The organism is Phocaeicola paurosaccharolyticus JCM 15092 (assembly GCF_000613805.1).
GTDB lineage: Bacteria > Bacteroidota > Bacteroidia > Bacteroidales > Bacteroidaceae > Phocaeicola > Phocaeicola paurosaccharolyticus.
The window spans coordinates 1-26,635 of the sequence record NZ_BAJR01000009.1 but is presented as its reverse complement, the minus strand read 5'-3'; the positions used below and the strand labels follow the sequence as shown (position 1 = coordinate 26,635).

Sequence of the window (26,635 nt, the reverse complement as noted above, 5' to 3'; positions counted from 1 at the left end):
TATTATTTATCTGATTTGAAGTTTATTCTATTTTATTTTCAAAGAATTCTTATTCTTAAATTCCGACATATCGCTTACGACTACATTATCTCCTGGCTTAAGTCCACTTACTACCTCGACATACTCAAAGTTACTGTCGCCAAGCTCAACCTCTCTTTTTACGATCTTATTCTCTCCATCCAATACAAATAGTTGATACGAACCTCTGCCTGTATAATATGAACCGTTAGCTACTCTGGTAACACCCTCCTTAACAGCATTCATTACGTAGACATCTGTCTTCAAGCCTGAACGTAGAGATGAGTTGCTGTCGTCATTTAGTTTCACTATAAATGAGATAACACCATTCTTACTTAGCGGAGTAACACTGTTTATTACACCCTCAAGTTTCTTGCTTCCCATCTTTACTATAGCTTTTCCGCCTGCTGATACTCTATCACCATAGCTATCTGCAATTTCAGCTTCAACCCTGAAATGACTTAAATCAGACACTATTGCCACTTGGCTACCTTCCGAAATTTGTGCTCCTACCTGGTTGTTTATATATGTGAGTATACCATTTCTTGGTGATAGAACCTTAGCATCATCCAGTAAGCGTTTCATCTCTGATATGCTCTTCTGTGAAATATTCAGCTCAAGCTCCTTTACCTTTAGATCGGCAGCTTTTACTTTTTTCTCATTCACATACTGTTGCTTCAATTGCTCTAGTTCAAGTTTTCCGGTATTGTAAGCCAACTCTGCCTGATGTACTTTGTCAGTAGTCCCCGACCCAAGACTATCAAGATATTTCTCATTTTTTAATTCTACAGCCATACGGTTCAGTCTCATCTCTGAGACCTTTATTTTCATAGCTAAGTCATTAAGATATGTCTGGTTATTCATTTTTAGTTGTTCCAACTGGTATCTTTTCATATTACCTTCATCAACCATTTTCTGATAATCAGTCTGAGTACTTTGAAGGTCTAGTTTTAAAATAGGAGTACCAATTTCAACGCTGTCACCTCCTCGTTTATACACCTCAAGTATCCTTGTATTTATTGGGGAATTAATAATCTCTTCCATAGAAGGTTCAACCTTTCCAGATGCACTGACACTAATCTCAATAGTCCCTTTGTCAACCTTAGATATTACTAGGTCTTTCTTGTACACAGAACTATGCAAACTTGATATAAGAGCAATAATTCCTATAAAAATAGCTAGAGCAATAGACCCATATTTTATTATGACTCTTATTCTACGCTTTCTTTGCACTTCCTTTGGTATTTCTATATCCATATATTTATATGTATTATTAGTTATTTCTTATATCATATATGGCAACGAGCGTGCCAAACAGATAAATTACTAATTGACAGATATATACAAAAAAACAGAGTGTCCGTTTCCGAACACCCTGTACGATATTTTAAAATTAAGGAGTTATCTCATCCTTATTATTGTTCCTGCTGCCGGAGTAGCATCATCCTCTGACATTTTATTCAGTTTATATAGATTCTTCAATTTTATACCGAATCTCTGAGATATAGAATGCATAGAATCACCTCCTCGTACAACATATACTATATTGTCTTTAGAAGCACGACTGTTTTTCTTCTCTAAATAGATTATATCACCTTCAGAAGGTACATAACCTTTATATAAGTCATTGTATTTACGAAGTTTACGTTCGCTAATATCAAATTCTTCGCTTATTTTCTTTAACGTATCACCATTTCTAGCTATGATATATAGCAAATCATTTGATATATATGGCTGATGAGTTTCAATATTATTTTTAGCCCATTTTATTTCACTCTTTGTATCATATTTGTCCAGACCATAAAGTTCAATAATATTAATAAGGCGATATGCATATTGTGGATCTGTAGCATACCCGGCTTTTTTCAATCCATGAGCCCACCCTTTATAGTCTGTTATATTAAGTTGAAACAGAGCTGAATATCTTGGTTTGAAACGAAGGAATTTAGAATGATCTTCGTATGACTCCCTAACATGCGAATAAGCACGAAAACACTCATTTGGTGCGTCATCAGTTTGACTTACACTGCGTCCGTCCCAATCGCCACCACATTTAATACCGAAATGGTTGTTTGATTTAACAGACAGTCCACTTTTTCCAGCACCTGATTCCAAGAGACCTTGAGCAAGAGTTATACTTGCAGGAATCTTATATCTATTCATCTGTTCAATAGCCAAAGATTTATACTGCGTTATATACTCTTCATAATTTCTATTACGTGACTGAGAGAAAACGCTTAGCGGTAAAATTAAATATATGAAAATAAATGAAAGCAATATCGATATCTTATTCATTCTGTTATTCTGTTAATGGTTTCTTTTCCAAAAGTACAAAAAAATCATCAGTACAATCATTCCGACTATACTGATGACTTTTCCAAAAAATAAGTTATCACAATTTTACCTTAATTTGCCTATTGAAGATTATCATTTAATACATCATTTTTTATCGTTAACATCTATTTTTACGTTTCTTTCTCTATCCCTATTTCTATCAGCACCCATTTTCATTTTTCCATCAGGTCTCATAAATTTACCCTCTTTCATCTTTCCATCTCTCATTTTACCATTCTTCATATTACCATTCATTGGGGCAATCATTTTTTGAGCTTGTGCAGGAGTCAGGAATTTTGAGAACTCATTATAATATTTCTCTTTTAAATCAATCATTTTACGTTGATGAGCAAAACCTTCTCTTGTCATCTTATCTCTTTGAGCATCATCAATTTTCCCTTTTATCTCAGCTTTCTGAGGACGTAGCTCCTGAATTTCGTTGAGGTAATTCTTATAAACAGATGCAAATTTAGCGCTTTGTGAATCATTGAGCATCAATTTTGAGGACATCCGTTTAGTCATAATTTCTATTCTCTCTTCTTTTGTTGGTCTATCTTTCTTTACTTTATCATTATCTTGAGCGAACAGAGTAATACTAGAAGCAAACACTGCTAATAGTAGCAAAACAAATCCTTTTTTCATAATTTCCTTTTTTTATTGTTTATACTAATAATCCGGATATATCAATTAGAAGGATGTAAAAACAAAAGGTTTAATTTGATAGCTTATTTTTACTTTTATTAAAAACTTGTAGTACTATTTTTCGAAAGTAAGCCCAATACTCCTTACTCTCCGCTCGAAATCTTCTCTATTACCATTAGCATTATTTTTCACACGTGCCCTATAATTATAAATGGTATTTACTGAGTAGTGAAGAAAATCTGCAATTTTGGAACTATCATCAATTCCAAGGCGTATTAGTGCAAAAATACGCAACTCAGTTGTAAGTATATTAACATCAGTAAGAGTTATCTTCGAATCTTCTTTCAATAGAGCATTGAACTCCTCAACAAAATTTGGAAAAAGATGAAGGAAAGCATCATCAAAATTAGAATATAGTTCAGTCAACTCCTTCTCTCTGAAATCAAGAGATTTGGTGAGCTGAAAAAGTTGCTCCATCTCATTATTCTTCATTTTCTTATTTACCTGTTTTCTAAAACCATCCAGCTTGTCTATATAAATAGAGCATAAGCTGAGGAAACGACCAATATACTCCTCCTTAACTCTATTTGACTCATTAAGCCGGCTATTTGAATGTGACAGTTTCTCGTTAACGACTGATAAATCGTGATTGCTCTTATCAAGATTATCGTTTACTGTACTTAGCTCATCATTCAACTCTTTAAGTTGATTATTGATAATTTTCATCTGGTTCCTTGCCATTGACAATTTCTTTCTTTGGTGATTGACATAGAAAACACCAATCAGCAGAAGAACAGATAAGACACTGATAACAATAACAAATGTTCTTAGTTTCTCATTTCTCTCTTTTATTGAAGTCTGATATTTATTATCTATCATTGACAAAATAGGCGAAGCTAACCAACTTCTTACTCTTGCATTAAAGACAGTAGTTTCATTCCATGATAACTTGATATACTTGTACGACCTATCCAAGTCACCATCTTTATTCAGTAAATCTGCTAGGTTCCATAAAGAAGCGTGGTCCATAACTGAGTTGCGAATATCACTTATAGCTGAAAGGGCAAGCCAACATTTCACACTATCCAACTGATTCATACTTCTGAAAATCTGTGAGCGGTAGTATGATACAATAGCATATTCGTGAGTACCATAAGTGACTTTTTTCAGACGTTCATCATTCACCTTTAGAGCCTCTTCAAGTCTATTCTCATTTACAAGCTGTGTCTCCTTTTTCAAAAGATAATCTTCACTAGATGGATCTACAGTATAAAAGACTGAATCTCTATATGCATTAGCCTTATCAGCATAAAAGGCTCTTAAATGATTTAATTGTGTATAATATGATAGCTCACCATATACATGGTTAAATGCTATATAGTAGTTCCCTAAATCCTCTTTTTTTAAATTCCTTTTGTTTATACTTCTTAGAATATCTAATGATTCAGTATACATTCCTGCTGTAGAACATTGAAAAGCAAGCAGAGATTTACAATTATCAGAAAGATCTTTCCTATTTATCTTATCAGCATAATCAATACATTTCTCTATATATGTCAAGGCTGAATCATTGATGAATGATTTGTACTCCTTAAATATTTTAAAAGAGATATTATATTTTTCTTTACCATCCTCAACCTCTTCAAGCATTTTCTTAAGAGTAGAAATCTTATTTTCATGTTCAGTTACATAAATACTTGAACTGTTTATCTCTTTATCAAGACACTTATAGAGAGAGTCTAAGTTTACAGATTGTGCAGTAAAAATGGCACAAAATGAGATAAGCAATGATAGGAGTATTTTTTTCATATGATTAGATTATAGTGAAAAATAATGCTTTTTATTTATAACGCAAAAAAGAAAAAGACTTTTTGATAAAGTCCTTTTCTTTTACATCTACCTTAAATATTGAAAAAACATCAGATTATCGCTTCAGTTCAAAGTTTATCTTACCTATAATATTATCAGAAGAGTTACCAATCAGAGCTGTAAATTTCCCTGGTTCAGCAATCCACTGACCTTTTGTATCATCATAAAAGCTAAGTTCCTTCTTACCTATTGTGAATGTAACTTTTTCAGATTCACCAGGCTCCAAGAAGACTTTCTTAAATCCTTTCAGTTCTTTAATAGGACGTGGAAGAGAAGATTTTTCATCACTTACATATAGCTGAACAACCTCCGCTCCGGATACTTTTCCTATATTCTTCACATCAACAGTAAAAGTGATAACATCATCAGAAGTCATACTTTTTGTACTCTGAGAAAAACCAGTCATTGAGAATGATGTATAACTCAATCCATGCCCGAATGCAAATTGAGGTTTTGTTTTATTCTTATCTGCCCATCTGTATCCGACAAAAATACCCTCATTGTACTTCTGATCATAAATATCTTCATTTTCTCTTTTTACACCTGGATATTGACCAAGTTTATGTGCTCCCACATCCTCAAGTGATTTAGGAAAAGTGAACGGTAGTTTACCAGATGGATTAACAGCACCAGTAAGTACGTTAGCTATTGCATTTCCTGCTTCTGTCCCAAGATACCACACCTGAAGTATTGAAGAGACCTTATCAACCCAAGGCATCGCTATTGCATTTCCTGAAATATTAACTACAATAATATTCTTATTACATTTTGCCAATGCATCAATAAGTTTATTCTGAGCATATGGTAATTCTAATGAAGTTCTGTCAGAGTCTTCACAGTCTTGATTTTTACTTTTATTTAATCCTCCAACGAATATAACATATTCAGCATCTTTTGCTACTGAGACAGCCTCATTAATAAGCTCTTGTTCACTTCTTGAATCATTAAGATCCTGACCTGATTTAACTCCATTATATTCACCTCCAGGATCACCTACATAGCCTCTTGCATATACCACTTTTGCTTTATCTCCAATCTTTTTGATAATACCATCAAGTGGAGAAATTTCATATTTCACTTTCAGTGAAGAGCTACCTCCACCTACAGTCATCATCTTAAGTGCATTCTCACCTATAACTGCAATCTTCTTATTTGTAGATAAATTAAGAGGTAAAATATTACCACTATTTTTAAGAAGCACTATACCCTCTTCACCTATTTTTCTTGCAGCATCACTATGTTCCTGAGAACAAAGAGTTCCGTATGGACGATTTCTATTCATTGATGTTCGGAAAATCAATCTCAAGACTCTTCTTACTTTATCATCAAGTTCCTTTGTACCAACCTCTCCACTCTTAATCATTTTCAGATAAGGGAAAGCCATATAGTAGTTATCATAAGCATTGGATGTACCATTAGACAATCCATTTGTCCAAGAGCCAAACTCCATATCAAGTCCATTAGTTATAGCCTCTTTTGTATTATGAGTTCCTCCCCAGTCAGATACAACTACTCCATCGAATCCCCACTCTTTCTTAAGAATATTATTGAGAAGATATTCATTATGGCAGCAATGTTGGTTCTTGTATAAGTTATATGAACCATTATTGCCCAAGCTTTTCCTTCTGTAACAGCAGCGTTGAATGCCGGAAGATAAATCTCCCTCAATGTTCTATCATCTATTATCACATTTGTAGTATGACGATTTACCTCCTGATTGTTAAGAGCATAATGTTTTACACATGCTGCAACACCATTGCTTTGTACTCCTTGAATGTAAGGTACTACCATCTTAGATGCCAGATAAGGGTCCTCACCCATATATTCAAAATTTCTTCCATTCAAAGGAGTACGATAAATATTAACGCCTGGTCCTAGAAGAACTGCCTTGTTTCTATATCTTGCCTCTTCACCAATGCTCTTACCATAGAGGTAAGAAACATCACTGTTCCAAGTAGCAGCAAGACATGTAAGTGCCGGGAAAGCTGTACATGAATCATTTGTCCATCCAGCTTGGTCCCACTCATCCCAAAGAACTTCTGGACGTATTCCATGAGGTCCGTCAGTCATCCATACATCTGGAATTCCCAAACGTTGTACTCCAGGAGATGAAAATTTAGATTGTGCATGGATCATCTTTATCTTCTCCTCCAGAGTCATTCTGTTAAGAGCATCTTCAACTTTTTTTTCTATAGGCTGCGAATCATCTAGATATGCAGCAATATTCATCTGAGCAAAAGTCTGATTTGCAAATAGAAACAGGCCAAGACAAATATTAATAACCTTCGATTTGTTCATGTTTTAATTAGTTATTGTCAGTGTTTATATTAAGTGATTTGATATAGCTATCTTGTACTAAGCAGTTCTCAAATCTTGAGTTTTCAATAAACTTTTTCAAGAGCTCTTTAGTTACACCCTGGTCAGGACGCGCATCCCTTATATCTTTGAAGGTAATCCTTGCTTTCTCGGAGTAATCTATAATAGATTGCCATCCTTCAGGTCTTTTTATAGCCATGAAACATGAGTTGTCCACTTTTTTGTATGGCCAAAATGTATAACCTATATTATTATCTCTCATAACCTTGCAAAAATCAGCTTGCCATTGATCTGTATTATGTCCAATCTCTCCCATATACATAGGAAGATTTACCTTATCACGGAAATCAATAATCTGTTGTATTGCCGCTTTTGTAGCCTCACCACCATATCTATGACAAGTATACATGATATTGTTATCATAATTCCAGTCTGAAAATGGTTTAAAATTCCCATTCCATTGAGCACCTCCAAGAAGAATTATGTGTCTTTTATCTTTTCTTCTGATAGCTTGAACAGCACGCTTTTGAAGAAGTTCTAATTTGGCATTCATCTCATCCATATTTGAGAAATATGGTGCTATAGGCTCATTTATGAGTTCATAACCTAAAATTACCGGCTCATTTTTATAGTGTTCAGCTATCTTCTCCCATATATCACAAAACTTTTTCTGGCTAGTTTCACTCTCGAATAGCCATGGATAACCATAACTGTCATCTATATTATCACCAGTCTGACCACCAGGAGCATCATGCATATCGAGTATGAGGTATATATTATATTTCCTACACCATTCTACTACTTTATCTACAATTTTGAATCCATCCTGTTGAGAGGTTAATCCCATATAATCTTCATCTGTAAAAAGTTTATAATGGAATGGCAATCTTATTGTATTTGACCCTGTCGATGCTATGAACTCAATATCTTTCTCTGTTATATAATTTTCCTTAAACTCCTTCCAAAATTTTGCGGCATCATCAGGACCAATAAGCTCACAAAGCATCTGGTTTATCTTCCAAGGCGCATTAGTCTTCTGAAAACCGAACATATAACCTTCAGGATTAAGCCAGTTTCCCAAATTAGTACCTAGAATTAAGTGTTTAGATCCATCCTCTTTAACTATATTTTGTTCTGACACTCTCAAAAAAGAGACTATTCTATTTTGAGCATTTTTTATTGTTGCATAAGAATATGTACCTATTGAAACACATAAAAGCAACAGAAGTAATATTTTTTTCATACCTATTAATTTTTCTGATATACACGAACATAGTCTATCTCATATGTCGTAGGAAGAGCTGTTTCATCAACTCCTTGTGCTCCTCCCCAATCGCCACCCCAAGCAAGATTTAGTTTTAGATAAAAAAGAGTATTAAATGGCCATGTATTTTTATCACCTTTGTTATCATTATTGAAAGTGAAATGGCATTTTCCATCGACGAATCCTTTTATATAGCTCTCTGTCCACTCCAGAGCATAGATATGAAAGTCGTCTGAACAATCTGCAATATACTGTTCGCCTGTTTTCTGAGTACCTATAGAGTGATAATATGATTTACAATGTATTGATGAACTAACGTATCCCGGTCTGTATCCTACCTCTTCCATAATATCAATCTCTCCATCATCTGGCCAAGCATTGAAATTTACCGGCATCATCCAAAAAGCCGGCCATGTACCTTTTCCTTTTGGTAATTTGAGCCTTGCCTCAAAATATCCATATTTCCAGCTTTTATTGGTATTCATTCTAACAGACAACACCTTATCCTGAACCTTTTTTGCTATTATTTTTAATGATCCATTTTTTACTATTGCACAAGTGTCGGTACCTTGAAAACCAGCTACATAATTTTGTATCTCATGGTTTCCCCAACCTCCATCACCTTTTTCATACCACCATTCTGAACTAGGTAGAGAGGGCTTGCCACCAGCAGCAGCCTCTTGATTGAATTCGTCATTCCAAACAAGACTATATCCCTGAGGTACATAGCTTACTAGAACTCCCTTAGCTTGAGAAAAATGAAACTCTTTTATACAATCATTACCCACGTAAAACTTAAGTAATCCCGTTCTAACTTTATCATCAAGATTCCTCTGTGTCTTAATTTTTATAGCAGACTCACCAGTATATCCTCTGTCAGCAGAGAGTGTATACCACTCCTGATTATCAGACTTTATATTCCATGGATGAGTTGACTTAATCACTATAGTTTTCTCACCACCTCCAGAATCTGCAACAAAATTATCTTGAGTAACCTCAATACTTACTTTTTTTCATCTGGTAACTCATCATTTGAACTTGAGCATGATACACAGATAAAAAGAGGTAATGTCCACCAAAAAGCCATAACTTATTTTTTTAAGTAAGAGGTAGTTATTTAAACTACCTCTTATTACATGTTTATATTAATTTATTCGCTAAATGAGAAATCATCGAAGAAGAATATTCCAGGAACATTATGGCCTTCACCGCCGAACTGTATTACTATCTTATCATAGTCTGTTCGATCTTTCACAGTGCTGAAGTCAAATTCCAATTCTATCCACTTATCTGTAGGCAGATCACCCTTAACAACCTCTGTCTGTGTCTGCCAAGCATTTCCACCATTATCATTATTCTGAAGTTTAACTGCAACCTGTTTCTTAAGTTTATCAACAGAATAGTCATTGTAAGATGGAATAAAGACCTTAATTCTTACCTTATTCAGAGTTGAAAGATCAAATTTATAGCCTGATACAGTATATGATACATTAGAGTATAATTCTGTACTCTTCTCGTAGAGATAGACTCTCTTAGAACTGTTAAGAGCTAAAGGTGCAGGATTAGAATAAATAGAGTCTAGTTTACCCATACTCTCTCTCTTAAAATCAATCTTCAACTTTTCTGCCTCAAAATTTTCAGCTAAAGCCACAGCTTTCATAGGAACAATAGGTTTGACATTCTTCTCCTTTGGAACAAATCTGTACCACCAACCATTGCCTGGTTCAACTGTACTAACAACCTTAAGATACATCTCATCATCTGTGAGTTTAAGAATCTGATATGTTGAAGTACCGGTATAATGTCCGAAGAATCCACCATCGCTTATAGTAATAGTTTTGTTTACCTCATCAAGAGTATAAGTATATGATGTTTTAGGTGTATACTCTACATCAAAGTCACCGGCTCCCGGCACAATAGCAGTACCTCCAAGAGCATCTTTACCTGCTGAATTTGTATATACATATCCATTGTTTTTCCATATCATCTTAACACCTACCTGTATAAAAGTGAACTCCTGGGTATACATGCTTGATTGCAATTTTCCATCAGCAGGACATGACCACCAAGATGGAGTACTTCCGTCAGCAGGTCCAACGCCGAAGTGACCGGCTACATATTGATCAAACACCCATGTCTTACCATTAAGATTTGCAGCTCCACCGGTTAGTGCATTGTACATAGGAGTATCAAGAAGTGACATATCATCATTGGTAATAGATATTACTTTTGTTATTGTAGTTGATCCTCCAGTAGTATAAAGAGTCATAGAGATAGTATAATCACCCTTGAAAGGGAATGATGCAGTTACATTATCACCTTTACCCTTACCACCATTACCAAAATCCCAAGTAGCTACACCATTAAGAGATGATTCATTCTTTAAAGCTACCACATTAGGTTTCTCTGCCGATGGTGTGAAAGTAAAGTCCAACTGACTAGCCAGAGGTAATTGCCCTAAAGCATTGTCATCATTATCTTGTGGATCACATGAAGTCATGACAAAAACACCCATGAGTATCATGACAAGTGATTTAAATATATTTTTCATCATTGTATAGTATTTACAATTGGTTAATACTCATTCTGTTTTAACTCAAACTCTGTTCCTTTAGTCTTCTCAATTTCACTCAATGGAATAGGAATAAATCTATTTTTATCACTATAAGTACGGACAGAATTGTGTGCAGCATCGTTTTCTGTCAATACGGTAGCAGCATCACCCCATCTAACTAGATCATAGAAACGCATTCCCTCACCAAGAAACTCTTTATGACGTTCTGCCTTAATATTGACAGCAGTTGCAGGAATTGAGTTAGGTGCACCAAATGCTCTCTCTCTTATCTGATCAAGACACTCCTGAGCGCTAACACCTTGTTGTTCTGCTACACCATTAATCTTTACAAGCTCAACATAGTTGAGAAGAGTCTCTGCATATCTGAATATACGGACGTTGTTACAGTAATTCAAGTCAACATCTCCAGGAGGAGGGTTGTATCCAACACGGGCTGCATATTTTTTCAGGAAAAGACCTGTATCTTGGAAACGTTTACCATAAGTAGCCTCACGCCAATCATTAATAGAACCGTCACGACGCTTATCACCATCTTCATACATATTGTAAGCAGCCATACGTACTGGACCAAAACCCCAACCACCTTTAAAAATATCGTTAGGATCTTTTAGTTCATTTGGAGAGATGAAAGCTGGCAAGTTTGTTCCATATCCACCCCAGCCACTTGACCAAGTTTTACCTTCAGGCATCTGATTGCTTTCAAATATTGATTCACTGCAAAATTCATTCTCATCAACCCAGATAGCATTAAAATCTTTCATTAGTTTAAAGTTGCCACTCTTTATGATTGTAGCCATATCATTCGCAACTTCTGCATATTTTGCTTCATCTTTTTGATACATTACGACTCTGGCTTTTAACATCAAAGCAGCAGCTCTAGAAACACGTCCTCTACTGGTACCGTCATTTGTATTCATTGCTAAGGCACCATCCTGACATGCTATTTCAAGATCAGCAAGAATTTTTGTATAAATCTCGTCTGCACTGAGCTGTTTTGCCATATATGGATCCTTTAGAGGCTCTTCAAAATATGGTATGTTTCCAAAGAACTTCCACAACAAATGCAAATAATATGCTCTTAGAAAATGAGCCTCAGCATTATATTGAGTTTTCTTGGCATCAAGCACACCTACAGCATTATTACATGCTATGATGACATTGTTGCAGCGTGCAAGACCAGTAAAATAGATACTCCAAAGACCACCAAGACTTTCAGATGGGCTGATCTTGAATTGAGAGAGTGAATAAAGTGCTGATTGGTCACCGGCATCACCACCACCCTTATATATATCATCAGAACGAAGGTCAGACATTAATAGTATGCTATTATAGTTATTGTTTGCATAACTGTCGAACAAGAGGATCTGGTATGCAGAGCCTAAACTTGAAAGTATAGCTCCTTCAGTAGCTTCTGCACCAGCTTCAGGCTTCTCAGTAGGACCTGCAGTAAGAAAATCATCTCCGCAGGATGTCAATGTGATCAAAGATGATACCATCAACGAAGCGGCATATATAATATATTTTTTCATATTCTATTATTTTTAAGGATTTTAGAAGTTATGTTTGCACCAACAGATATTGTTCTTGATTGAGGATAGATGCCCTTATCAACTCCAATAGTTGTATATCCACCTGAAGCTAGCTCAGGTTCAAATCCATCATATTTTGTAAATGTCAACAGGTTCTCAGCAGATACATAAACTCTTAATTTCTGAATAGAAGCTTTCATTGTTAGATAAGCAGGTAGAGTATAACCAAGTTGAGCTGTCTTAAGACGTAGATAAGAACCATCTTTGATATAGATATCTGAAGCTCTCCAGTTCTTGTTTGGATTTGCACTTGTCATTCTTGGAATCTTATTAGATGTACCCTCACCGATCCAACGATCCATAACCCATGCAGGACGATTCATTGCCGGTATATCACCTCTTTGTGCAAAATCAAATATATCATTTCCTAAAGTACCTTGGAAGAATAGATTCAAATCAAATCCCTTCCAATCAGCTCCAAGTGTTAAACCAAATGTCCAGTCAGGCATACCTTTACCAATTTTGGTACGGTCATCATCATTTACTACTCCATTATTGTTTGTATCTACAAATTTAACATCACCAGGTTGTGCGTCTGGTTGCATCTTTTGACCTTTATCATTAACATATGCATCTATTTCAGCCTGATTCTGGAATAATCCGTCTGTCTTCATTCCATAGAAATATGGCCAAACTTCACCATTCTTTGCATGAACGTAATCTCCAACACCTGAAGCTCCTCCATTTTCATAGTTTGTCTCACCTGATGCATTTCCTAAATTGATAAGTTTATTTTTCAGATAAGAAGCATTAGCAGAGATACTATATTGGAAATCGTTTATAGAATTCTTCCATCCTGCTTCTAACTCAATACCCCAGTTCTTCATCTTACCAAGATTACTCATTGGAGCACTCTGTCCAACATAACTTGGAATAGGCTGATCCATCAACATACCATTTGTTTTCTTATCGAAGTAGTCAATACCAAAGCTAAGTCTGTCTCTGAAGAAACGAGCATCAAGACCAAGGTCAATTTGTTCCGACTCTTCCCACTTGATATTTGCATTTGCCAATGCTGATGGAGATGAGCCATATTGCATTTCACCACTTTTCGCACCATCAGCTACACTATAACCTCCACCGAAATAGTAGTTCTGACCACCATCCATAAGAGCTGTGTAACGGAAGTTACCTATGTTTTCATTACCATTCTTACCCCAGCTAAAGCGAAGTTTCAAACTGTTGAACCAATCAGGACGAGCATCTTGTAAGAATGGTTCATTTAATACATTCCATCCTGCAGAAACAGCTGGGAATGTAGCCCATTTATGATCTGGACCGAAACGTGAAGATCCATCACGACGTACAGTAAGCTGTAACATATAACGCTCTGCATAGTTATAATTGATACGACCGAAATATGAAGCCAATGCAGTAAAGTTATAACCACCTGTACCACCCCATACTCTCTCGTCATCACGAGTACCAACAGCTGAATTAATATTTGCTTTAGTTGGATCAGTCTCTAGAAGGCTATAATCATTACCTCCAAGATTACGATATGTATATTTCTGTGCTGACTGACCAAGAACAACTGTGAAATTGTGTTCGCCTAGACTCTTATTATATGTAAGCAAGTTCTCAACCTGCCATTTGAATCCTCTGTTCATCTCACTCTGTACCCAGCTCTGCTCATTCTTTTTCATAGAGCACATATAATATTCAAAGCCATATCCATCTGCACCCCAGAAAGCTAGGTCTGCTCCATAGCTGCTCTTAAATGTCAATCCAGGGAGAATATCAAGTTCAGCATAGAATGAACCAACGAACTTGTCTTCATTATTTTTTGTCAAAGTTGGAGCATATAGTTGTGCTACCGGATTAGCAAGCTCCTGATATCCAGATGGAGGGAGAGAGAATACACCACCTCTACCATCAGTCACAGCTGTAGGAAATGCTTTAAGAATAGCATCACCTTCCTCTTGAGAAGCATAAACAGGAACTAAAGGTGAAAAAGTTACAGCAGAACCAAGAATAGATCCATATTCTGTGTTTGTCTCAACACCTGTAGAAGTAATCCTTGAATAACCTATGTTCACTCCTACCTTTAACTTATTAAGGAATTTTCTTGAAGTATCTTCAAAGATTGTGTGGGTTGAGTTAGAACGTAAACTCCAACGTTTGTAGTTAGACTTGCCATGATTACCTCCCACAATACCTTCTTGATCAAAATATCCTAAAGAGAGGAAATATTGGTTCTTATCATTACCACCATTTATACTAACCTGATGTTGCTGAATAGGTGCATCATAGTTAAAAACTTGATCTTGCCAATCAGTACCTTTACCGGCTTGTGCAACTTGTTCTTGAGAATAACGAGGAGAATTACCATCATTAATGTCCATCTCATTCATTATAGTCATATACTCTGTTGCATTAAGTACAGCTTTTTTCTTCCATGGATTCTGCCATCCATAACTAAAATCATAGTTTATGGTTGTTTTGCCGCTAACACCTGTCTTTGTTGTAACAAGTACAACTCCATTTGCTGCTCTAGCACCATAGATTGCAGCAGAAGCAGCATCTTTCAAAATCTCTACAGATGCAATATCAACAGGATTAAGGTAACCAATGCCACCATCAACAGGCATACCATCAACTATATATAAAGGTTCAGAATTGTTTACTGTACCGATACCACGAATCCTTACCTTTGAGTCAGAACCTGGCTGGCCGGAACTTTGTGTTATCTGAACACCTGAAACCTTTCCTTTCAGAGCGTCCTCTACACGAGATGGCTTAGCTGAGTTTAGTTCTTCAGCAGTAACTTTACTTATGGCTGCAGTTACTACACTTTTTTTCTGAACACCATAACCAACAACTACAACTTCATCAAGAGTTTTTGTATCCTCTTTAAGAATAATAGTAATGTTTGTATCAGTTACCTTGACATCTTGTGATTGATAACCGATGTAAGAGATAATTAGTGTCTTTCCTAATGCGACGTTCAAATCAAATTTGCCATCAATATCAGTAATGGTACCATTCTGAGTACCCTTTTCCAATACGGAGGCTCCAATGATTGGCTCATTAGATGAATCGACTACTTTGCCAATGACCATTTTATTTTGGGCTGACAATGTTACTGGAAATAATACTAGTAACATTATTAATAATAAGCCCGAATAAATAAATTTGGTAACCTTGTTCTTTTTCATAAATCATTCGTTTAATAGGTTAACTATATATTTACTTTTTTGCCACTTCTTTATTGAGGCAAAACAAATATATTAATGAAAATGTGAATAAAATCAAACATATAATAAGTAAGTGGATTATTATTAATCCTTATATTAATTATATCGTTGATTATAAACATATTATAACGTTATGATTTGTTATAAAAAGTGGATGTAATATAGATAATATTAATAATGAAAGAGTATCAAAAAGACAAAAATAAGCAACAATAATTGTATAAAACACACTAATAAATATGTCTTTTTCATACTATTTTATCTATAAAGATGTATTCATTTTTATGGCTTACTAAGTAACTTTGGCGATTAAACAATTCCTATTTCCCCTTTATAATAATATTATCTTTTTTCATGCAAAGTAAAAAGAGGATCAACTTTTCTGATCATTCAGAAAACGAATCACGATAAACTGTTCAACCGATCATGATTCATCACTCAACCGATCATGATTCATTGCTAAACCGATCATGATTGATTTATTAACCGATCATGACATATTTTGCGACACAGCTATATTAACTGAGCCATTTTTATAATTGCAAGCATAATCTCTTATATATAAAAAAGGCTTCCTTGCAACATATTGTTGCAAAGAAGCCTTAGCGACATTTACTACTTACTAAACTTAAACTGATTAATCTTCTATCTTAACTGCGGTTCCGCAGGCTGTTACCATAAGCATACTACCGCTTGATCCTATTGTTTCATAATCTAAATCCACACCAATAACTGCATTAGCACCTAAAGACATTGCTTTCTGTTCCATTTCACGTATTGCAGTATCCTTTGCTTCACGTAAGACTTCCTCGTAAGCGGCAGAACGTCCACCTACAATGTCACGAATACGAGCAAACAGGTCTCTAAACATATTTGCACCAATTATTGTTTCACCGGAAACTATGCCATAATATCTCTCGATTCTTTTACCTTCAATAGAGGGTGTTGTTGTTACAATCATATTATTTATGTTTATTATATTAGTTAGACGCAAGTAATAGAATAAAAGTTGCAGGATTATTTATAAAAAATGAAAAAAAATAATCACTCTTGCTACAATTGAAAAAATATAGAGAAAGTTGTAATCAACTTATAATATATCATCAAGTAGCAAGAGTGATTAAATCATAGCGAACTCAATTATCAAGTTACGCTGTTACAGAGATATCTGTTTATTTGTTAGGTGTCTCCCATATTTTAGTTTCAGAACATTTTATTTTCATATTCTGGTCTCCGCAAGCTATACGGAAATCACCTTTTTCAAGTATCCATTTACCATCATAGCCAACAAATGCAAGATCACTACCTTTCAGTTTCAGACTTACACTCTTTGTCTCTCCAGGTTTAAGAGATATCTTATCAAAGTTACGAAGACGTTTATTATCAGGAGTGCTGCTTGCTACCAAATCGCTAGTAAACAGAAGTACGCTCTCTTTACCCTCTACTTTACCATTGTTTGTCACATCTACAGTGAAGGTGATTTCGTCATCTGCTTTGAAAATACTCTTGTCAGCCTTAAGATTACTATATTTATATGTATTATAACTCAATCCATAACCAAATGGCCACTGAACATCCATAATAGCATCGTAGTTATAGTTTCCATCCATCTGTCCAATATTTTCACATGGTTTATAATCATAAGTAGCAAGTGAATTAATTAGTCTAGGATATGTAAATGGCAGACGTGCGCTGAAGTTTGCATCTCCAGCTAAAAGATTTGCTAAAGCATCAGCTCCATAATTACCAGGAAGAAGTATATCTACAACTGCCTTAGCCAGAGGTTCAATTTGATTTATTAGTCTAGGACGACCTTCATTTAGAATAAGAACAATAGGTTTACCAGTTTTAGCCAAAGCTTTAACAAGATTAATCTGATTTTCAGAGAGAGTAAGGTCTGTTAGATTTCCAGGAGTCTCACAGTATGAGTTCTCTCCTATACATGCAACTATTACGTCAACATTTTTAGCTGCATCAACAGCTTTCTGAATATCTAGAACATTCTCTTCCCACCACAAGCTCTTAGGCTCACTCTTATAAGTTACACCTGCTTCATAAACAATGTTATCTTTACCATATTTGTTAGATAATGCCTCATATATAGTATTATAATCACCAGCAAATTCATCTACCTTATCACCTTGCCATGTATACGACCAACCACCGTTAAGACAGCGCATAGAATTAGCATTTGGTCCAGTAAGAAGAATTTTCTTTCCTTTCTTAATTGGCAAAATATTATCATGATTCTTTAGAAGAACCTCTGACTCTTCAGCAGCTTGAATAGCAAAAGCAGCCGATTCAGCAGAAGCGAACTTATCATACTTCTTTATATTCCAATATGGATTTTCAAAAAGTCCAAGACGGAATTTTAGTCTTAAAATACGTGCAACAGCATCATCAATTCTTGACATTGGAACTTCACCTTCCTGTACCAATGCTTTCAGATCATCACAGAAAGATAATTCATAAGGTACCATTGACATATCAATACCTGCATTGATAGCTATTTTTATTGCCTCTTTTTTTGTCTCAGCAATATGGTCTCTTACACATAAGTTATTTATATCAGCCCAGTCTGTAACAATCATACCATCCCAATTAAGATCTTCTTTTACCCATTTAGTAAGAAGTTCTTTATTTGCATGGAAAGGAAGACCATTATCCACTCCCGAATTAACCATCAATGAGAGAGCACCTGCCTTTATACAAGCTAGGAATGGAGCAAAATATTTTTCACGCATATCTGAACGTGATATAGAAGATGGAGTTCTATCTTTTCCTGTTACAGGAACACCATAACCCATAAAGTGCTTTATACATGCAGCTACATTGTTAGGTCCGATATTGTTTGGATTCTCTCCTTGGAAACCTTTGAGAGAGGCTACTGCCATCTCCTGATTAATATATGTATCTTCGCCATAGCTCTCCCACATTCTTGACCAACGTGGATCACGTCCAAGGTCCATTACAGGAGCATAAGTCCAAGGTATGCATCCGGCTTTTGTCTCATAAGCAGATATTTCAGAAGATTTCTTCATCAAATCACGATTAAGAGCAGCACCCATATTAATTCCTTGTGGAAAGAATGTACCACCTACTGTGTATGTTGTTCCATGAATCTGGTCAACACCATAGATACATGGAATACCCATAGTCTTCATCGATTTTTTCTGAAGACGAGTTATCAGATCAGCCCACATCTCTTTTGTCTGAGCCTTACTGAATGGCACATTAAGAATAGATCCTACCTTATATTGTCCAATGACTTTGTCGATAAGCTTATCACTTATCTTTGGATTCTTTGGGTCTGAAAAATCTGAGATAACATCTACAGTTATTTCACACATCTGACCTATCTTCTCATCAAGAGTCATTTTTGATAGAAGTTTCTCTATTTTTGATTCTATAACAGGATCTGATGGAATTGCTGGTGGCGCTTGTTGTGCGCATAAAGAGAATATGGAGCCCGTGTACATAATTGTAGATAATAATAATTTTTTCATGGTAATTAGTAATATTATTTTAACGTTTTAATAGATTGTTGGCAAATATAAAAAATATAGAGTTTTAAATTCAATATGATTTTATCATAAATGTATACTTTTAAAACTTAGAATGAGAAACAAACTTAACAAGAATAATTGAAATATAAAACTTCAGTAATACTCATATTTTTGTTATATAATAAGAAAAATATTAAATTTGCTAAATTGATAAAGTAAATTATTATGAAAAAGATAAAATTAGAAATCGATATAGAGTCATGTAAATACGCAGAACTGCAGCAGGATGATAAGAAGCTAGTTGATGAAGCTTGCGAAGCAACAAAAAATAGTTACGCTCCCTATTCAAAATTCTCTGTTGGTGCTGCAGCACTTCTAAAGAATGGTATAATAATTAAAGGTAACAATCAGGAAAATGCAGCATACCCTTCAGGTATTTGTGCTGAACGTACCACTATATTCTATGCTAACGCACAGTATCCTGAGCAACCTGTAGTAACGCTGGCTATTGCTGCTAGGAATGAAGATGGATTCCTTGACTCTCCGATACCTCCTTGTGGAGCTTGCCGTCAGGTATTACTCGAGACTGAAAAGAGATTTGGAAAAGCTATGAGAGTTATTCTTTACAGTAATGATGATATATATATTGTAAAAAGTGTAAAAGATCTTCTGCCTCTCTCTTTTGATGAATCATTCCTGAAATAATATTTTAGCTGTTTATCTCTTCATATTCTAACCATAATAGAAAATGAAGAGATACAATATTAAACACTAATACTATATATAATGAGATTTGAAAAAATACCTTTACTCAAGGTAGCAGCAGTGTTGAACATACTCTTGGCTGTTGGTCATATTATCTGTATTCCCTGGCTGGATGAAGCCTTCAAATTATATGGGATAGACAACCTTATGAATCAGATTTCTTTATCTTATGGGGAATACATACCCTATATTATTACAATAATTATAGCAGTATGCTTTGCTTTATGCGCCTATATGCCTTATCAGCCGACGGTGTGATAAGGAAACTACCTCTTCTATGGCTAGCCATATTCACTATTGCTTCCATTTTTCTCTTGCGAGGGACAGTAGGCTCTTTTTCCATGATAAAAAGCGGGCTTTTTACTATGGCTAACATAACCTCTGCTATAATAGCAGAAATAATCGGATTTCTCTATCTTATTGGTGGAATCCAAAAAATGAATAAAAAATAATATACAATGAACCCAGAACAGATATATCCAAGAAAAGGAAAAAACAACACCGAAAGTGTATATCTTAAATCAGTTATCACTGACCCAAGTATAATTGTTGGCGATTTCACTTTCTATAATGATTTTGTGAATGATCCAAGAGATTTTGAAAAGAACAATGTGCTTTATCACTATCCTCTTTGCAATAATGAACGTTTGGTTATAGGAAAATATTGCTCTATAGCTTGTGGAGCCAAGTTCATGTTTACAGGTGGAAATCATACTATGAAATCCATATCAACATATCCCTTCCCAATATTCCCCGACGAATGGGGACTTGATGAATGGAAATGCGGCCAGGCTTGGGACAATCATGGAGATATAATCATCGGGAATGACGTATGGATTGGTTACGAGGCAGTTATAATGCAGGGAGTAACCATAGGTGATGGCGCAATAATAGGAACACGTGCTCTTGTGACAAAGGATGTTCCTCCTTATACAATAGTAGGTGGCTCACCGGCAAAAGTCATACGCAAACGTTTTGATGATGAAACAATTAAAAAGTTGCTTGAGATAAAATGGTGGAATTGGCCGTCAGACAAGGTTAAAGACAACTTACAGAACATTATGAATGGTGTGATATCAGAGTAAAACGATAAAATACAATCAAGACTTGTCACAAAGTTTATTTTTACTTGATTTTAACTATTCAACAAATAGGGAAATAAAAAATGGAGATTGATAAATTTATCAATCTCCATTAATATTTATGTTGTCTTATTATACTCTTAATCTGTGTACATTCTAGATCTCATCTCTTTTATATGATCGGAAGTAATATATTCATCATATTCCATCATCTTATCAATGATGCCATTTGGAGTTAGCTCTATTATACGGTTGGCTACAGTCTCAATGAACTCGTGGTCATGTGAAGAGAATAGTACATTGCCTTTATATAACTTCAAATTATTATTGAATGCCTGAATAGATTCAAGGTCAAGGTGGTTAGTTGGTGTATCAAGGATCAAACAGTTAGCATTTTTCAACTGCATACGAGCAATCATACATCTCATCTTCTCACCTCCCGAAAGTACATTTGCCTTTTTCAATACCTCTTCACCCGAGAACAACATACGTCCAAGGAATCCTTTCATTTCAACTTCATTACCTTGACCAAATTGGCTCAGCCAATCTACAAGGTTAAGTTCGTTTTCAAAGAATTCAGTATTATCTACAGGAAGATATGCAGTAGTGATAGTTACACCCCAGTTGTAATGACCGGCATCAGCTTTTCTGTTACCGTTAATAATCTCAAACAGTGCAGTCATAGCACGTGGGTCATGGCTAAGGAATACTATCTTATCACCCTTCTCAACATTGAAGTTCACATCATTGAACAATACCGTTCCATCATCAGTAACAGCTCTCAAGCCTGATACTTCAAGAATCTGATTACCTGGTTCACGTTCAGGAGTAAAGATAATACCCGGATACTTTCTTGATGATGGACGAATCTCATCAACATTAAGTTTCTCAAGCATCTTCTTACGGCTAGTTGTCTGCTTACTCTTGGCAACATTGGCGCTGAATCGGCGAATGAACTCCTCGAGTTCTTTCTTCTTCTCCTCAGCCTTTGCCTTCTGATTCTGCTGCTGACGTAATGCCAACTGGCTTGACTCATACCAGAATGAGTAGTTACCTGCAAACATATTTACCTTACCGAAGTCAATATCTACAGTGTGAGTACATACTGAGTCAAGGAAGTGACGGTCATGGCTCACAACAAGTACTGTATGTTCAAAATTAGAGAGATACTCTTCAAGCCATGTTACAGTATCCATATCCAAGTCATTGGTAGGCTCATCAAGAAGAAGATTGTCAGGATTTCCATAAAGGGCTTGAGCTAGCATTACGCGTACTTTCTCTTTACCACTAAGATCTCCTACATTCATATAATGCTTGTTCTCTTTTATTCCAAGTCCGCTAAGAAGCATAGCTGCATCACTTTCAGCATTCCATCCGTTAAGTTCAGCAAACTTCTCTTCAAGTTCAGACACTTTAATGCCATCTTCGTCAGTAAAGTCTGCCTTCGCATAAAGTACTTCACGCTCTTTCATTATATTCCATAATACAGTGTGTCCCATAAGAACTGTATCCATTACAGAATATTCATCCCACTTAAAGTGGTCCTGACTCAGAACAGAAAGACGTTCACCTGGGCCTAACATGATAGAGCCTTTTGTCGGATCTAATTCTCCCGATATAGCTTTCAAGAATGTTGATTTACCGGCACCATTAGCACCGATAATACCATAGATATTGCCACTAGTAAACTTCAAGTTAACATCATTGTACAATACCCTTTTACCAAATTGAATGGCTAAATTTGAAACTGTAATCATTTAAAATATCTAATTAATTATTTTTTCAGGCTGCAAAGGTAGCTATTTTAATTCATAAAATATGCCAGTGTGACATATTTTGCCTACTTTTGCAAAATCTTTAGTCCACCTAAACAACTCGGCATGAATTTTGCTAGCTGTTTATTAACACCAAAAAAGGTGACTAATCATTAACAATAAAAAACTATAAGAATAATATGAGCTCTAAAGAGAATAGTACAATTGATGACGAAAAAATCAAAGAGAGTGCAGATACTGTAGATAACGCTAATTCTGCAAGTGATAACTCAGCAAAAGAGCATGTATCAGATGAGAATAATGATAGAGAGCTTACTCCTGAGGAGAAACTTAGCAAGGAGTTGGAAGATTCTAAGAAAGAGTTGGAAGATCAGATGGATAAATATCTTCGTCTCTCTGCCGAATTCGATAATTTCAGAAAAAGAACTATTAAGGAGAAAGCAGAGATCATTAAGAATGGCTCTGAAAAAACTATTACAGCTATCCTTCCTGTTCTGGATGACTTTGAACGTGCTCTTAAAAATCTCGCACCATCAGAAGAGGCTAAACCTCTTTTTGAAGGAATAGAATTAATATTTGATAAATTCCTTAAGACTCTTAAGCAACTGGGTCTTGAAAAGATAGATACTGAAGGTCAGCCTTTCGATACAGACTACCACGAAGCAATAGCTATGGTGCCTGCTCCTGAAGAAGATAATAAAGGAAAGATACTAGACTGTGTTCAGACAGGTTATAAACTTAATGATAAGGTAATTCGTCACTCTAAGGTTGTAGTGGCACAATAATATTCTATAAGAAGCATGGCAAAAAGAGACTATTACGAAGTACTGGGCGTTGAGAAAACAGCTACTGTCGATCAAATAAAAAAAGCATATAGAAAGAAAGCTATCCAATATCATCCTGATAAGAACCCTGGAGATAAAGAAGCTGAAGAGAAGTTTAAAGAGGCTGCTGAAGCTTATGATGTATTAAGTAACCAGGATAAACGTGCTAGATACGATCAATTCGGGCATGCAGGAATGGGAGGAGCTGCAAGCGGAAACTATGGAGGCGGAGGATTCGGACAGGGAATGTCTATGGACGATATTTTCTCTATGTTCGGTGATATATTCGGAGGTCATAGCGGAGGTTTTGGAGGATTTGGATTTGGCGGTAACAGCGCGTCACAGAAACGTAAATTCAGAGGCTCAGATCTTAGAGTGAAAGTAAAACTTAATCTTAAAGAGGTTTCTACCGGCGTAGAAAAGAAGTTTAAGTTAAAAAAATATGTTCAGTGTAACCATTGTCATGGAACAGGTGCAGAGGGTAATGATGGCAGTGAGACATGTCCTACTTGTCATGGTACCGGTAGCATTACAAGAACTCAGCAGAGCATTTTCGGTATGGTACAGTCGCAGTCTGTATGTCCACAATGTCATGGTGAGGGAAAGATTATTAAGAACAAATGTAAAGTCTGCTCAGGTGAAGGTATAGTTTATGGAGAAGAGGTTGTAGAGGTAAAAATACCAGCGGGAGTAGCAGAAGGAATGCAAATGTCCGTTAACGGGAAAGGTAATGCGGGAAAACATAATGGCATTCCTGGTGACTTGCTCGTTGTTATTGAAGAAGAACAGCATCCTGAATTGATACGCGATGAGAATGATGTAATATACAACCTGCTGCTTAACGTTCCTACAGCTGCCTTAGGTGGTGAAGTTGAGATACCTACTATCGACGGTAAGGTTAAGTTCAAGATCGAACCTGGAACTCAGCCTGGTAAAGTTCTTCGATTAAGAGGCAAAGGACTTCCTAATGTTAACAGCTACGGACAGAGCTCTGGTACAGGTGACCTTCTTGTCAATGTTAGTGTCTATATTCCTGAGAAACTGACAAAGGAGGAGAAGAACATTATGGAGACACTTGATGCTTCTGATAACTTCAAACCAAATTCGAGCGTTAAAGAGAAGATATTCAAGAAATTCAGAAATTTCTTTGATTAACTTTCTGTAACTTTACATACTATAGATAATTGTTGTCATTTTGAACGTTTTCATTTTCCTAAATATGGTTTGTGATAACGATCAAAATGACAATCTATTTAGATAATATAATTTTTACAATTATGAACTACGAAGAGACATTAGATTATCTGTTTACCAGTGCACCACTTTTCCAAAATATAGGGAAAGAAGCTTATAAGGAGGGACTTTACACCACCAATAAACTTGATACTTTTTTTGGACATCCTCATCGTAGTTTCAAGACAATACATGTTGCCGGCACTAACGGCAAAGGTTCTTGTTCACATACCATTGCAGCAATACTTCAGAAGGCTGGATATAAGACAGGCCTCTTTACATCACCACACCTTGTAGACTTCCGCGAAAGAATAAGGTAGATGGCAAACCCATATCAAAAGAGTATGTGGTCGATTTCGTAGAAAGATACAGAGATACATTTGAACCAATGCATCCCTCTTTTTTCGAACTTACAACCGCTATGGCATTCAACTATTTCAAACAAAAAAGAGTTGATGTAGCTGTAATTGAAGTTGGACTCGGAGGGCGATTAGACTGCACAAACATCATCACTCCCGATCTATCTGTAATAACAAATATAAGTTTTGACCATATACAGTTTCTTGGTGATACTCTCGCAAAAATAGCCTATGAAAAGGCAGGAATCATGAAAGAGGGTATTCCTGTTGTCATTGGAGAAACTACTTCCGAGACAAAAGAGGTCTTCATCACTCATGCAAACTTAGTAAAGTCACCAATCATATTTGCAGAGGAAGAAAAAAGGGTTATCTCGGCAGATATAGATAACAGTGGAAAAAGAGTTTATCAGACAAAAGAGTTGGGCACAGTTATCGGAGAACTAGGGGGATTGTGTCAATTAAAGAACACAAACACCATACTATCTGCCATTGCAGTTCTGCAGAAGAAAGATTACAAATTGTCTGAAGAAGATATAAAATTCGGATTTGCTAACGTTTGCGAACTGACCGGTCTTATGGGAAGATGGCAGAAAATAGGTGACAATCCAAAAATTATATGCGACACAGGACATAACATTGGTGGAATATCGTATATAGTTGAACAGCTTAAGCACGAAAAATACGATAACTTACATATCGTTATCGGTATGGTAAACGATAAGGATATAAGAGGGGTACTTAACATTTTGCCAAAAGATGCTAAATACTATTTCACAAAAGCGAGTGTCAAAAGAGCACTACACGAGACTGAAATAAAAAAGTTGGCTGAACAGGCAGGGCTACATGGAAACAGCTACAGTGATGTCCACACGGCACTTAATGCAGCAAAAGAAGCAGCAAAAGAGACGGATATGATATACATTGGAGGAAGTAGTTTTATCGTTGCAGATTTATTAAAAATTCACGACTAGGGGCTCTTTCTTTTTAATCTTTTGTTTGTTATTACCGAAGAAAATCTTTTTATTTGCATATTAATAAAAACCCAAATAAAAAGATTTTCAATATCATGATAAACACATCAAACCCAGATGAGAATTTATGCGGCTTGAAAAGAGCCGATTTTCAGAAAGAAATTAACGGAAAATATACTGATCTTTTTGTTCTTAGAAACAAAAATAAAATGGAGTTAGCTTGTACTAACTATGGTGGTGCCCTCTTAGCAATAATGGCTCCTGATAAAAATGGCAAATTTGCCAATGTGGTACAAGGACATGATACTATTGATAA

Annotated in this window: 18 protein-coding genes and 3 pseudogenes; 6 read left to right on the top strand and 15 right to left on the bottom strand. The window is 35.7% G+C overall.

Annotation, left to right across the window (positions count from 1 at the left end; translation table 11 throughout):
* Positions 1-27: 27 nt before the first annotated feature.
* The 13 genes and pseudogenes from JCM15092_RS05785 to JCM15092_RS05730 all read right to left on the bottom strand — a co-directional run bounded on the left by JCM15092_RS05785 (position 28) and on the right by JCM15092_RS05730 (position 19,310).
* The gene (locus tag JCM15092_RS05785) at positions 28-1,275 is read right to left on the bottom strand and encodes an efflux RND transporter periplasmic adaptor subunit (RefSeq protein ID WP_024993826.1); all 1,248 of its coding nucleotides are present in this window, start codon (positions 1,273-1,275) and stop codon (positions 28-30) included.
* A gap of 144 nt (positions 1,276-1,419) precedes the next feature.
* Positions 1,420-2,313: a glucosaminidase domain-containing protein gene (locus JCM15092_RS05780; protein ID WP_024993825.1), complete on the bottom strand. Its 894-nt coding sequence runs from the start codon at positions 2,311-2,313 to the stop codon at positions 1,420-1,422.
* 144 nt (positions 2,314-2,457) lie between these two features.
* Positions 2,458-2,994: a DUF4890 domain-containing protein gene (locus tag JCM15092_RS15160; protein WP_024993824.1), complete on the bottom strand. Its 537-nt coding sequence runs from the start codon at positions 2,992-2,994 to the stop codon at positions 2,458-2,460.
* 114 nt (positions 2,995-3,108) lie between these two features.
* Positions 3,109-4,803 (bottom strand): SusR-related protein, encoded by a 1,695-nt coding sequence (locus JCM15092_RS05770; protein WP_024993823.1) that lies wholly within the window; start codon positions 4,801-4,803, stop codon positions 3,109-3,111.
* Positions 4,804-4,918: 115 nt separating this feature from the next.
* On the bottom strand, positions 4,919-5,239 hold the full coding sequence (locus JCM15092_RS17995; protein WP_439645901.1) for a fibronectin type III-like domain-contianing protein: 321 nt from the start codon (positions 5,237-5,239) through the stop codon (positions 4,919-4,921).
* 162 nt (positions 5,240-5,401) lie between these two features.
* A pseudogene (locus JCM15092_RS15155) lies at positions 5,402-6,933 on the bottom strand (glycoside hydrolase family 3 C-terminal domain-containing protein); the annotation flags it as partial.
* 235 nt (positions 6,934-7,168) lie between these two features.
* Positions 7,169-8,422, bottom strand: a complete 1,254-nt coding sequence (locus tag JCM15092_RS05760; RefSeq protein ID WP_024993822.1) for a glycoside hydrolase family 5 protein — start codon at positions 8,420-8,422, stop codon at positions 7,169-7,171.
* Positions 8,423-8,427: 5 nt separating this feature from the next.
* Positions 8,428-9,387, bottom strand: coding sequence for a family 16 glycosylhydrolase (locus tag JCM15092_RS15150; RefSeq protein WP_051532490.1), 960 nt, complete (start codon positions 9,385-9,387; stop codon positions 8,428-8,430).
* Between the two features lie 206 nt (positions 9,388-9,593).
* Positions 9,594-10,997, bottom strand: coding sequence for a PKD domain-containing protein (locus tag JCM15092_RS05750; protein ID WP_084488469.1), 1,404 nt, complete (start codon positions 10,995-10,997; stop codon positions 9,594-9,596).
* A 20-nt stretch (positions 10,998-11,017) separates the two neighbouring features.
* On the bottom strand, positions 11,018-12,547 hold the full coding sequence (locus JCM15092_RS05745; protein WP_024993820.1) for a RagB/SusD family nutrient uptake outer membrane protein: 1,530 nt from the start codon (positions 12,545-12,547) through the stop codon (positions 11,018-11,020).
* Entirely contained in the window at positions 12,544-15,765 is a 3,222-nt protein-coding gene (locus tag JCM15092_RS05740) for a SusC/RagA family TonB-linked outer membrane protein (RefSeq protein ID WP_024993819.1), read from the bottom strand. The genes JCM15092_RS05745 and JCM15092_RS05740 overlap by 4 nt, the downstream gene beginning before the upstream one ends.
* A gap of 676 nt (positions 15,766-16,441) precedes the next feature.
* A complete protein-coding gene (locus JCM15092_RS05735) occupies positions 16,442-16,765 on the bottom strand; it encodes a heavy metal-binding domain-containing protein (RefSeq protein ID WP_024993818.1) in 324 nt (107 codons plus the stop codon).
* A 211-nt stretch (positions 16,766-16,976) separates the two neighbouring features.
* On the bottom strand, positions 16,977-19,310 hold the full coding sequence (locus JCM15092_RS05730; protein ID WP_024993817.1) for a glycoside hydrolase family 3 N-terminal domain-containing protein: 2,334 nt from the start codon (positions 19,308-19,310) through the stop codon (positions 16,977-16,979).
* Positions 19,311-19,535: 225 nt separating this feature from the next.
* On the opposite strand from JCM15092_RS05730, the gene cdd reads away from it, so the two are divergent.
* The gene (gene cdd / locus JCM15092_RS05725) at positions 19,536-20,015 is read left to right on the top strand and encodes a cytidine deaminase (RefSeq protein WP_024993816.1); all 480 of its coding nucleotides are present in this window, start codon (positions 19,536-19,538) and stop codon (positions 20,013-20,015) included.
* Positions 20,016-20,277: 262 nt separating this feature from the next.
* Here cdd and JCM15092_RS17195 read toward each other — a convergent pair whose 3' ends face one another.
* Positions 20,278-20,418, bottom strand: coding sequence for a hypothetical protein (locus tag JCM15092_RS17195; RefSeq protein WP_204367509.1), 141 nt, complete (start codon positions 20,416-20,418; stop codon positions 20,278-20,280).
* Positions 20,419-20,533: 115 nt separating this feature from the next.
* Between JCM15092_RS17195 and JCM15092_RS05715 the strand changes: the two genes are divergently transcribed.
* Positions 20,534-21,160 carry a CatB-related O-acetyltransferase gene (locus JCM15092_RS05715; protein ID WP_024993814.1) on the top strand — a complete coding sequence of 209 codons (627 nt, stop codon included), beginning with the start codon at positions 20,534-20,536 and terminating at the stop codon, positions 21,158-21,160.
* Positions 21,161-21,297: 137 nt separating this feature from the next.
* On the opposite strand, the gene JCM15092_RS05710 is transcribed toward JCM15092_RS05715, so the two are convergent.
* On the bottom strand, positions 21,298-22,914 hold the full coding sequence (locus tag JCM15092_RS05710) for an ABC-F family ATP-binding cassette domain-containing protein (protein WP_024993813.1): 1,617 nt from the start codon (positions 22,912-22,914) through the stop codon (positions 21,298-21,300).
* A gap of 197 nt (positions 22,915-23,111) precedes the next feature.
* Between JCM15092_RS05710 and grpE the strand changes: the two genes are divergently transcribed.
* The 4 genes and pseudogenes from grpE to JCM15092_RS15140 all read left to right on the top strand — a co-directional run.
* Positions 23,112-23,717, top strand: a complete 606-nt coding sequence (gene grpE, locus JCM15092_RS05705; RefSeq protein ID WP_024993812.1) for a nucleotide exchange factor GrpE — start codon at positions 23,112-23,114, stop codon at positions 23,715-23,717.
* Positions 23,718-23,732: 15 nt separating this feature from the next.
* Positions 23,733-24,911 (top strand): molecular chaperone DnaJ, encoded by a 1,179-nt coding sequence (gene dnaJ / locus JCM15092_RS05700; RefSeq protein WP_024993811.1) that lies wholly within the window; start codon positions 23,733-23,735, stop codon positions 24,909-24,911.
* A 122-nt stretch (positions 24,912-25,033) separates the two neighbouring features.
* A pseudogene (locus JCM15092_RS15145) lies at positions 25,034-26,319 on the top strand (bifunctional folylpolyglutamate synthase/dihydrofolate synthase).
* A 95-nt stretch (positions 26,320-26,414) separates the two neighbouring features.
* A pseudogene (locus tag JCM15092_RS15140) lies at positions 26,415-26,635 on the top strand (galactose-1-epimerase); the annotation flags it as partial.

What these genes read in the sequence shown, in the direction of transcription:
- JCM15092_RS05785 (WP_024993826.1), bottom strand. Translation starts at nt 1,275, where the DNA reads ATGGATATAGAAATACCAAAGGAAGTGCAAAGAAAGCGTAGAATAAGA.
- JCM15092_RS05780 (WP_024993825.1), bottom strand. Translation starts at nt 2,313, where the DNA reads ATGAATAAGATATCGATATTGCTTTCATTTATTTTCATATATTTAATT.
- JCM15092_RS15160 (WP_024993824.1), bottom strand. Translation starts at nt 2,994, where the DNA reads ATGAAAAAAGGATTTGTTTTGCTACTATTAGCAGTGTTTGCTTCTAGT.
- JCM15092_RS05770 (WP_024993823.1), bottom strand. Translation starts at nt 4,803, where the DNA reads ATGAAAAAAATACTCCTATCATTGCTTATCTCATTTTGTGCCATTTTT.
- JCM15092_RS17995 (WP_439645901.1), bottom strand. Translation starts at nt 5,239, where the DNA reads ATGACTTCTGATGATGTTATCACTTTTACTGTTGATGTGAAGAATATA.
- JCM15092_RS05760 (WP_024993822.1), bottom strand. Translation starts at nt 8,422, where the DNA reads ATGAAAAAAATATTACTTCTGTTGCTTTTATGTGTTTCAATAGGTACA.
- JCM15092_RS05750 (WP_084488469.1), bottom strand. Translation starts at nt 10,997, where the DNA reads ATGATGAAAAATATATTTAAATCACTTGTCATGATACTCATGGGTGTT.
- JCM15092_RS05745 (WP_024993820.1), bottom strand. Translation starts at nt 12,547, where the DNA reads ATGAAAAAATATATTATATATGCCGCTTCGTTGATGGTATCATCTTTG.
- JCM15092_RS05740 (WP_024993819.1), bottom strand. Translation starts at nt 15,765, where the DNA reads ATGAAAAAGAACAAGGTTACCAAATTTATTTATTCGGGCTTATTATTA.
- JCM15092_RS05735 (WP_024993818.1), bottom strand. Translation starts at nt 16,765, where the DNA reads ATGATTGTAACAACAACACCCTCTATTGAAGGTAAAAGAATCGAGAGA.
- JCM15092_RS05730 (WP_024993817.1), bottom strand. Translation starts at nt 19,310, where the DNA reads ATGAAAAAATTATTATTATCTACAATTATGTACACGGGCTCCATATTC.
- cdd (WP_024993816.1), top strand. Translation starts at nt 19,536, where the DNA reads ATGAAAAAGATAAAATTAGAAATCGATATAGAGTCATGTAAATACGCA.
- JCM15092_RS17195 (WP_204367509.1), bottom strand. Translation starts at nt 20,418, where the DNA reads ATGGAAAAAGAGCCTACTGTCCCTCGCAAGAGAAAAATGGAAGCAATA.
- JCM15092_RS05715 (WP_024993814.1), top strand. Translation starts at nt 20,534, where the DNA reads ATGAACCCAGAACAGATATATCCAAGAAAAGGAAAAAACAACACCGAA.
- JCM15092_RS05710 (WP_024993813.1), bottom strand. Translation starts at nt 22,914, where the DNA reads ATGATTACAGTTTCAAATTTAGCCATTCAATTTGGTAAAAGGGTATTG.
- grpE (WP_024993812.1), top strand. Translation starts at nt 23,112, where the DNA reads ATGAGCTCTAAAGAGAATAGTACAATTGATGACGAAAAAATCAAAGAG.
- dnaJ (WP_024993811.1), top strand. Translation starts at nt 23,733, where the DNA reads ATGGCAAAAAGAGACTATTACGAAGTACTGGGCGTTGAGAAAACAGCT.